Below are 9,082 nucleotides of genomic sequence, written 5' to 3'. Positions count from 1 at the left end.
GTCTTGGGGCTGATGCCGAACTGGCGACACAACGCGCGCACGTTGGCGCCGTCCTGGCGGGCCAGGTGCACGAACTCTTGACGCAGGGACACGGTGCTCTTCTCCATCCAGACCATGGGCTTCTTCCGGGGCTTCGAAACCCCGAAAGCGTTACCCATGTCCTGGCACACCCGTTACCCATGTCTCCGGTCCAAACAGCCCCGCAGAAGAAAGTTACCCGGCCGCCGGGACGGACTCCCGGCAATGCAACGAGCAGACACGCTGTCCGCAAAAGCAAGCCAACTACAGCGTCGTGCTGCGCTTCCTCGCCATCGGCGGATTCTTCGCAAAGTACCTCGCGATGCCCGAGGCCAACGCGTCCACCAGTTCATCCTGATAGTCCGGATCGCGCAGCTTCTTCTCTTCCTCAGGGTTGGAGATGAAGGCCGTCTCCACCAGGATGCTGGGGATGTCTGGCGCCTTCAGCACCGCAAAACCCGCCTGCTCGACCTTGGCCTTGTGCAGCTTGCCGATCTTGCCGATCTGGCCCAGCACCTCGCCGCCGAGCTTGAGGCTGTCCTTGATCTGCGCCGTGGTGCTCATGTCGAGCAGGGCGCGAAGCACGTTGGCGTCCTTAGTGGCGGCGCCGACGTTGACGCCGCCGACCATGTCGGCCGCGTTCTCGCGGTTGGCCATCCAGCGTGCGGCGGCACTCGTCGCGGCACCGTCGCTGAGCACGAACACCGAGGCACCGCGCGCCTGCGGCGTCAAGAAGGCGTCGGCATGGATGGACACGAACAGGTCGGCCTGCACGCGGCGCGCCTTGTGCACGCGGTCCTGCAGCGGCACAAAGAAGTCGGCGTCGCGTGTCATCAGCACGCGGATGTTCGGATTGGTCTGGAGCCGCTTACGCAGCTTGAGGCCGACCGCCAGGACGACATCCTTCTCACGCAGGCCTGAGGGGCCGACGGCGCCGGGGTCTTCGCCGCCGTGGCCGGGGTCCAGCGCAATGATGATGAGGCGGTCGATCTTGGGCTCGACGGCAGGGGCGGGCACTGGTGCGGGTTTGGACGCGGCTTGCGCGGGCGGCGCCRAGGGTGCCGAGGCTGCCGGCGCTGGCGGACGCTCGATCTTCTGGATGAGGTCACCGAGGGCATCGTTGACGGCGCTGGCCGCAGCCTCGGCGCGCTGGGTCGGGGAAGGCGTCGCAGCGGCAGACGGCTTCTTGTCGCGCTCCTGCGCCAAAGCCAGCAGCGGGTCGGCCTCGAACTTGGGGTGAAGGTCGAAGACGAGGCGGTTCTTGTAGGCGGCCACCGGCGCCAGCGTGAAGATCTGCGGCGCCGCGGGCTGGCGCAGGTCCAGCACGATGCGCACGACGGTGGGCGTGTTCTGGCCGACGCGCACGCCGGTGATGTAGGGGTCGTCGGCCTTGACCTTGCCGATCAGCTCGCGCAGCCCCGGGCTCAGCTCCAGGCCTTCGATGTCGATGACGAGACGGTGGGGCGAGTCGACGAGGAAATGCTTGACCGCCAGCGGCTGGTCGGACTCGATGGTGACGCGGGTGTATTCCTGTGCCGGCCAGACGCGCACGGCGACGATGCTGGCCTGGCTGCTCGCCGCCAGCGTGTCGGGCGCCTTCAGCAGCAGAGCGAGCAGCCCCAAGGTTTCGCGGCGCTTCATGCCAGGGCTCCCACGAGGCGCGCGTCGCCAACCGCGCGCACGCTTCGACTGTCGTCGGGCATCAGCTCGATGAAGAGCTGCAGATCAGCCGCGGGCAGCTGGCCGGCCGCCTTCTCGGGCCATTCACAGAGCTTGAGGCCGGGTGCAGCGAAGACGTCGCGAAAGCCAGCGTCTTCCCACTCGCGCGGGTCGCCGAAGCGGTAGAAGTCGAAGTGGCTGGCAGTGTTGCCTCCCGCGGATTCAGGCAGCTCATAGCTCTCCATGACGGCATAGCTGGGGCTCTTGATGCGGCCTTGCACGCCCAGCGCGCGCAGCAGCAGGCGCACGAAGGTCGTCTTGCCGGCGCCGAGCGAGCCGTGCAGCTCGATCAGCGCGTTGGGGGAGGGCAGCAGTACCGCCGCGAGGCGTCCGGCGGTGGCCTGGGCCGCGGCCTCGTCGGGCCACAGCAGATCGGTTTCTAAAATCGGTGCCAAATGCAAGAAGTCCCGTCCACTGTCGATGCCGCCGCGCTGTTGATCCGTTTGCGCGGCTGGGCGCATGAGCTGGGATTCTCACAGATCGCCGTGGCCGACGTGGACCTCAGCAGCGCCGAGCCGGGCCTGCAGGCCTGGCTGGACGCCGGCCACCATGGCCGCATGCACTACATGGCCAGCCACGGCATGAAGCGTGCGCGCCCGGCCGAGCTGGTGCCGGGCACGCTGCGCGTCATCACGGCGCGCATGGACTATCTGCCCCAGGCCACCGAGCCGGGCTGGCAGGCCGTCGAATGGGCTGGCTTGGCCCAGCCGGAGCAAGCGCAAATCTCGATCTATGCCCGCGGCCGGGACTATCACAAGGTGCTGCGCCAGCGGCTGCAGAAGCTCGCCGAGAAGCTGGAGGCCGAAGTCGGCCCGCTGGGCTATCGCGTCTTCACCGACTCGGCGCCGGTGCTGGAGGTCGAACTGGCCGCGCGCTCGGGCCTGGGCTGGCGTGGCAAGCACACCTTGACGCTGCACCGCGAGGCCGGCTCGATGTTCTTCCTGGGCGAGCTCTTCATCGATCTGGCCCTGCCGTTGACCGAAGCCGTCAGCGCGCATTGCGGCGAATGCCGCGCCTGCATCGATGTCTGCCCGACTGCCGCGATCACCGCACCCTACCGCATCGACGCCCGGCGTTGCATCTCTTACCTGACCATCGAACACGATGGGCCGATACCCGTCGAACTGCGCCCTTTGCTGGGCAATCGCGTCTATGGCTGCGATGACTGCCAACTGGCCTGCCCGTGGAACAAGTTCGCGCAGCCCGCCGTGCTGGCCGACTTCGACGTGCGCCCAGGCATGGCGGGCGAGCCAATTGCCACGCTGCTTGGATGGGGCGAAAGCGAATTCCTGCGCCGCACGGAAGGCTCGGCCATCCGCCGCATCGGTTTCGCCCGCTGGCGGCGCAATCTGGCGGTGGCGGCGGGCAACGCCTTGCGGGTCCGCGACGACTCGACTCTGCGCGCCGCGTTGCAGCAAGCAGGGCACGGCGCCGACGAAGTGGTGACCGAGCACATCGCCTGGGCCTTGTCCGCGCCGGAGTCGCCTGCCGCGTTATCGTCCGGCCCGCTGACCGTTGGAGCCCGTGAATGACTTTGTCCATCCGCCGCCGTGCGGCCGTTCTCGCCCTGGCCGCAGCCGCATCCATGCCCGCCCGCGCTGTCCGCTATGAAAACCAGGACTTCCCCGACACGCTGCAGCTCGGCGGCAGCACCTTGGTGCTGAACGGTACCGGCAAGCGCCAGGTGGCCATCTACCCGCTCTATCTCGCGGCCCTTTACCTGCCACAAAAGGCGGCGGCGCCCGACGCCATCTACGCCGAGGCCGGCCCCAAGCGGCTGGAGATGCGCATCGTCATTCCGCTCGTGAAGGACGTGTCGACGCAGGAATTCGTCAAGGCCATCGGCAAGGGGGTGAATCGCAACTCCACCGAGGCCGAGAAGGCGGCGGTGGCCGAGCGTCTGAAGCAGTTCAACACGGCCATCGCCGACGTAGGCCGCGTCAAGAAGGGCGACCTGTTGCACATCGACTATCTGCCCACCCAGGGTGGCACCGTCCTGTCGGTCAATGGCAAGGTCTGGGGCAAGCCCATCGAGGGCCAGGACTTCTACACGGCCTTCCTGAAGGTCTTCCTTGGCGACAGCAACAGCGATGCCCGGTTGCGTGCCGGCCTGCTGGGTCAGCCGTCCTGAACTAGCATCGCCTCATCAAACCAAGGAGACCGACTTCATGCAACGCCGTTCCGTCCTCCAAGCCGCCGCACTCGCCAGCCTCAGCCCCTTCGGGCATCTGGCCTGGGCCCAGGGCTACCCCGCCAAGCCCATCCGCCTGATCGTGCCGTTCGCACCAGGCGGCACGACGGACATCATTGCCCGCATCGTGTCCGAGCGCATGTCCAGCATCCTGGGCCAGACCATGGTGGTCGACAACAAGGCTGGCGGCGGCGGCACGGTCGGGGCGACGGAGATCGTGCGCTCCGCGCCCGACGGCTACACGCTAGGCATGGCCACGGTGTCGACGACGGCGGCCAACCCGGCGATCAACCCCAAGATCGCCTACAACCCGCTGACCGACTTCACGCCCATCATCAACGTCGCGGCGACGCCCAACATCATTGCCGTGCACCCCAGCTTCCCGGCACGCGACTACAAGGGCTTCGTCGCCGAACTCAAGAAGAACCCGGCCAAGCACAGCTACGCGACCTCGGGCACCGGCGGCATCGGCCACTTGCAGATGGAGCTCTACAAGACGCTGGCCGGTGTCTTCGTGCTGCACATCCCCTACCGCGGCGCCGGCCCGGCGTTGAACGACACGGTGGCCGGCCAGGTGCCGATGATCTTCGACAACCTGCCCTCGGCCTTGCCCTTCATCAAGGACGGCCGCCTCATTCCCATCGTCGTCGCCGCACCGCAGCGCCTGGCGGCGTTGCCGAATGTGCCGACCTTCAAGGAAGTCGGCCTGGAGGCCGTCAACCGGCTGGCCTATTACGGCATCCACGGCCCCAAGGGCCTGCCGCGCGACATCGTCGACAAGGTGCACGATGGGGTCAAGAAGGCGCTGGAGATTCCCGACGTCAAGAAGCGCATCGAGGACACCGGCTCGCTGATCGTGGCCAACACGCCCGAGCAGTTCGCGGCGCAGATTGCGGCGGAGTTCGAGGTCTACAAGAAGGTCGTGGCGGCACAGAAGCTCAAGCTTGATTGACTTGAAACCCCTCGCCCAACCTCGCATCGCTGCACGCGAGCGAGTCTGGTCGGCCCCCCGAGGGGGCGGCGATGCTTGCGGCATTGAGCCGCAAGCACATCGCCAAACGGGGCCGGCTTGGGAGCGGCCCGGCGCTCGGCCCGAACTCACTGAGCTACATGGGTGCTAAGTTCGCTGATCCGGCGATAGAGGCCTTCATCGAAGCGCTCTGGCTGGAAGACGGCCTGAGCGCCAACACGCAGGCGGCCTACCGGCGCGACTTGAGTGCGCTGGCGGCCTGGCTGGCGCCCGCCTCGCTGGACGCTTGCACCGAGCTCAAACTGTTCGAGTACGCGGCTGCCAAGCCGGCTGGCAAGGCGACCAGCTCGAACCGGCGGCTGTCGGTCTTCAAGCGCTATTTCCGCTGGGCGCTGCGCGAGGGTCGCGTCCAGGCCGACCCGACGCTCAAGCTGACGACGGCCAAGCAGCCGCTGCGCGTGCCCAAGCTGCTCAGCGAGGCCCAGGTCAGCGCGCTGCTGGATGCGCCGGACGTCGACACACCGCTGGGCCTGCGCGACCGCGCGATGCTGGAGCTGATGTATGCCAGCGGCCTGCGCGTGTCCGAACTCGTCACGCTCAAGAGCGCCCATGTCGCCTTCAAGGATGCGGTGCTGCACGTCACGGGCAAGGGCAGCAAGGCCCGCCTCGTGCCCTTTGGCGAGCACGCAAGGGACTGGATGACGCGCTATCTGCGCGAGGCCCGCGCCGAGATCCTGGCCGGCCAGAGCAGCGACGACCTCTTCGTGACCGCCCGCGGCGCCGGCATGACGCGGCAGATGTTCTGGACCCTGATCAAGCGACACGCGCTGGCGGCCGGCATCACCGTGCCGCTGTCGCCGCACACGCTGCGCCACGCCTTTGCCACGCATCTGCTCAATCATGGTGCGGATCTGCGTGCCGTGCAGCTGCTTCTGGGGCATGCCGATCTGTCGACGACGCAGATCTACACCCATGTGGCGCGGGAGCGCCTCAAAGCCTTGCACGCCGAGCACCATCCGCGGGGCTGAGCGCGGCGGATTCTCGTTTTCCCGCCCTCGGGTTGCACCGAAGCTTCGTTCGTTTCGTTGGTTTCAAACCTGTCGGCGGGCCACAACACCCACCTTCACGGGCCTGTTACGAGGGGCAAACTCCGCCGCCATCACAAATCGATCACGGAGTCCTTCCATGCACGCCACCCGCCTGCTGCCGACCGCGCTTGCCGCCGTCACCCTCTTTGCCACCGCCTCAGCCCTGGCCCAGGAGGCCAGCAGCCTCGAGCGCGTGACGGTCATCGGCTCCCGCAAGAGCCTGCCCGCCGCGTCCAGCACCGACACGCTGGTGCCTGTCGACATCTATTCGATGAGCAAGATCACCGAGGGCGGGGGTCAATTCGATCTGGCGCAGACGCTGCAATACCTCTCGCCGTCCTTCAACTCGACGCGCCAGACCGGCGCTGACGGCGCCGACCTGATCGACTCCGCTGCGCTGCGTGGCCTGGGCTCGGACCAGACCCTGGTGCTCGTCAACGGCAAACGCCGCCACACCGTGGCGCTGGTCAACTTGTTCGGCGCGCGCAACCGCGGCGCGACGGGCACGGACATGAATGCCTTGCCGCTGCTGGCCATCGACAACGTGCAGGTGCTGCGTGACGGCGCGGCGGCCCAGTACGGCTCTGACGCCATTGCCGGCGTCGTCAACATCCAGCTGAAGAAGAAGGCCGGCTGCGAGGCCGTGGCGGGCTATGGCCAGTACTCGGCGGGCGACGGCAAGAACTACCTCGCCTCTGCCTATTGCGGCATCAAGCTCGGCGACGGCTCGCTGGGCATCACCGGCGAATGGCAGGACCGTGGCCGTTCCAACCGCAACGACCCCAACGACGAGAACGTCGGCCCCCGCACCATTGGCGACACCGCGGTCACGAACAAGACGGTCTATCTGAACGGCGAGTTCCCGCTGGCGGCCGAGAACAAGCTCTACGTCACCGCCGGTGCGCAGAACCGCGATGCGTCGTCCGGCGCCTGGGCGCGTGGCGGCGTCGGCTCCAGCGACGTGCCGTCGCGCAACTCCGCCGCGATGTACCCTGACGGCTTCGTGCCCTTCATCAACGGCAAGATCGAGGACCGGTATGTCAGCGTCGGCTGGAAGTCGGCCTTTGTCGGCTGGGACACCGACCTGTCGCAGACCTATGGCTCCAACAAGATGCGCTACAACATCAGCAACACGCTGAACGCGTCCATCGCCAACAAGGATCTGCTGGCTGGCGGCAAGGGCATCAGCCCGTCCAGCTTCGACGCCGGCGGCTTCGGCTTCAGCCAGGCGACGACCAACTTCGATGTCAGCCGCTTCTTCCCAGACCTGCTCGGGGGCAGCAACATCGCCTTCGGCGCCGAGTACCGCAAAGAGAAGTACGACATCGTCGCTGGCGAACTGGGCTCGTACCAGGACGCCGACGGCCTGAACTTCGGCGGCATCGCCGGCAGCCAGGGCTTCCCGGGCTTTCAGCCGGTCGACATGACCAACCGCAGCCGCAACAGCCAGGCGCTGTATGCCGATTGGGAAGCCAGCTTCACGCCCAGCCTGACAGTGGACGCAGCCATCCGTGCCGAGCACTACAGCGACTTCGGCTCCGAGACCACCGCCAAGCTGGCGGCCAGCTACAAGCTCGGCAAGGAAGTGCTGCTGCGCGGCGCGGCCAGCACGGGCTTCCGCGCCCCCAGTCTGCAGCAGCTCTACTTCTCGTCTACCTTCACCGACTTCATCAGCGGCGAGCCCGTGCAGGTGAAGCTGGCTCCGAACGGCAGCGCCATCCCGCTGGCCGCGGGTGTGCCACCGCTGAAGCAGGAGAAGTCCAAGAACTTCACGCTCGGTCTCACCGTCAAGCCGAGCGCCGACACCGCGCTCACTGTAGACCTCTACCAGATCAACATCCGAGACCGCATCGTGCTGTCCGGCCGCTTCACGGCCAGCAACTACCCGCCGCTGGCACCGCTGTTGAACAGCCAGGGTGTCGAGCAGACGGCCTTCTTCGTCAACTCCATCAACACGCGCACCCGCGGCCTGGACCTGACGGCGTCCAACCGCATGAAGCTGGGCGCGGGTCAACTCAGCACCTTCCTGGCGCTGAACATCAGCCGCACGACGGTGACGGCCATCCACGCACCGGCAGCGCTGAAAGGGTACGAGGATGTGCTGCTGTCGACGCGCGAGCGCCTCTTCATCGAGGAGGCCGGCCCGCGCGCCAAGGGCACGCTGGGCTTCGAGTACGCCCAGGGCGCCTGGACGGGTGAGGCCAAGATCATCCACTTCGGCAAGCAGACGCAGGGCGCTTTCACCGAAGGCATGACGCTGAACTACAAGCCCAAGACCTCGATGGACCTGGGCGCCACCTGGCAGGCCACGCCGGCGCTGAAGCTCAGCATCGGTGGCAACAACGTCTTCAACGTGAAGCCGTCGCGCCAGGACCCGTTCGAGACCGACAACGGCTTCTACTACGACAGCGTGCAGTTCGGCCTGAATGGCGCGTCCTACTACGCGCGGGCCTACTACCGCTTCTGAGTCGCTCGCTGACAATCCGGGCGGATGGACCACAGCTTCCTCTCCGCCCTGATCCTGCTGCTGCTGGTGCTCGACCCGCTCGGCAGCCTGCCCGTGTTCATTCCCATCATGCGTGCGGTGCCCAAGGAGCGCCGCACGCGGGTGGCGTTGCGCGAGGTGGGCATCGCCTTCTGCGTGCTGTTTGCCTTCATGTTCCTGGGCGAGGGCTTCCTGCGCGTGATGCACCTGTCGGAGCGCTCGCTCGAGGTGGCTGGCGGCGTGATTCTGGTGATCATCGCCATCCGCATGATCTTCGGCAGCTCGGGCGAATCGGCCTATGGCCTGGAGCCCGGCAAGGAGCCGCTGATCTTTCCGCTGGCCGTGCCGCTGCTGGCTGGGCCATCGGCCATGGCCACGGTGTTGCTGCTGGCGTCCCGCCAGCCTGACCGCATTTACGAGTGGATTGGTGCGCTCAGCGCGGCCCTGCTGGTCTCGGGCCTGGTGCTCGTGCTGGCGGACCGCATCCGCAAGCTGCTGGGCGACTCGGTGGTCTCGGCCATCGAGAAGCTGATGGGCCTGGTGTTGACGGCCATCGCCGTCGAGATGGTGCTGGCCGGCCTGAAGCGCTACTTCGTCGGCGGTTTGTAGTC

8 protein-coding genes are annotated in these 9,082 nt (G+C 67.0%); 6 read left to right on the top strand and 2 right to left on the bottom strand.

The window, feature by feature from the left end:
- Positions 1-282: 282 nt before the first annotated feature.
- Both ACXJLH_RS22745 and tsaE read right to left on the bottom strand, forming a co-directional pair.
- Positions 283-1,659, bottom strand: coding sequence for an N-acetylmuramoyl-L-alanine amidase (locus tag ACXJLH_RS22745; RefSeq protein WP_457446426.1), 1,377 nt, complete (start codon positions 1,657-1,659; stop codon positions 283-285).
- Positions 1,656-2,132, bottom strand: a complete 477-nt coding sequence (gene tsaE, locus ACXJLH_RS22740) for a tRNA (adenosine(37)-N6)-threonylcarbamoyltransferase complex ATPase subunit type 1 TsaE (protein ID WP_457390491.1) — start codon at positions 2,130-2,132, stop codon at positions 1,656-1,658. Before tsaE ends, ACXJLH_RS22745 begins: the two co-directional genes overlap by 4 nt.
- On the opposite strand from tsaE, the gene queG reads away from it, so the two are divergent.
- The 6 genes from queG (at position 2,133) to ACXJLH_RS22710 (ending at position 9,080) form a co-directional block, all read left to right on the top strand.
- Complete coding sequence (gene queG / locus ACXJLH_RS22735; protein WP_457446424.1) at positions 2,133-3,269, top strand: tRNA epoxyqueuosine(34) reductase QueG; 1,137 nt, start codon at positions 2,133-2,135, stop codon at positions 3,267-3,269.
- Positions 3,266-3,868: a chalcone isomerase family protein gene (locus ACXJLH_RS22730; RefSeq protein ID WP_082532890.1), complete on the top strand. Its 603-nt coding sequence runs from the start codon at positions 3,266-3,268 to the stop codon at positions 3,866-3,868. Before queG ends, ACXJLH_RS22730 begins: the two co-directional genes overlap by 4 nt.
- 37 nt (positions 3,869-3,905) lie before the next feature.
- Positions 3,906-4,880, top strand: a complete 975-nt coding sequence (locus tag ACXJLH_RS22725) for a tripartite tricarboxylate transporter substrate binding protein BugE (RefSeq protein ID WP_457446422.1) — start codon at positions 3,906-3,908, stop codon at positions 4,878-4,880.
- A gap of 158 nt (positions 4,881-5,038) precedes the next feature.
- On the top strand, positions 5,039-5,926 hold the full coding sequence (gene xerD / locus ACXJLH_RS22720) for a site-specific tyrosine recombinase XerD (RefSeq protein ID WP_457446420.1): 888 nt from the start codon (positions 5,039-5,041) through the stop codon (positions 5,924-5,926).
- A 157-nt stretch (positions 5,927-6,083) separates the two neighbouring features.
- Complete coding sequence (locus ACXJLH_RS22715) at positions 6,084-8,453, top strand: TonB-dependent receptor plug domain-containing protein (RefSeq protein ID WP_457446418.1); 2,370 nt, start codon at positions 6,084-6,086, stop codon at positions 8,451-8,453.
- 24 nt (positions 8,454-8,477) lie between these two features.
- Positions 8,478-9,080: a MarC family protein gene (locus ACXJLH_RS22710; protein WP_056201623.1), complete on the top strand. Its 603-nt coding sequence runs from the start codon at positions 8,478-8,480 to the stop codon at positions 9,078-9,080.
- Positions 9,081-9,082 lie beyond the last annotated feature (2 nt).

The sequence above is a fragment of the Roseateles sp. P5_E4 genome, from assembly GCF_054049255.1.
Note: the sequence above shows the minus strand (reverse complement) of the source record. Positions and strands in the feature narration are given on the sequence as shown.

What these genes read in the sequence shown, in the direction of transcription:
- queG (WP_457446424.1), top strand. Translation starts at nt 2,133, where the DNA reads ATGCAAGAAGTCCCGTCCACTGTCGATGCCGCCGCGCTGTTGATCCGT.
- ACXJLH_RS22730 (WP_082532890.1), top strand. Translation starts at nt 3,266, where the DNA reads ATGACTTTGTCCATCCGCCGCCGTGCGGCCGTTCTCGCCCTGGCCGCA.
- ACXJLH_RS22725 (WP_457446422.1), top strand. Translation starts at nt 3,906, where the DNA reads ATGCAACGCCGTTCCGTCCTCCAAGCCGCCGCACTCGCCAGCCTCAGC.
- xerD (WP_457446420.1), top strand. Translation starts at nt 5,039, where the DNA reads ATGGGTGCTAAGTTCGCTGATCCGGCGATAGAGGCCTTCATCGAAGCG.
- ACXJLH_RS22715 (WP_457446418.1), top strand. Translation starts at nt 6,084, where the DNA reads ATGCACGCCACCCGCCTGCTGCCGACCGCGCTTGCCGCCGTCACCCTC.
- ACXJLH_RS22710 (WP_056201623.1), top strand. Translation starts at nt 8,478, where the DNA reads ATGGACCACAGCTTCCTCTCCGCCCTGATCCTGCTGCTGCTGGTGCTC.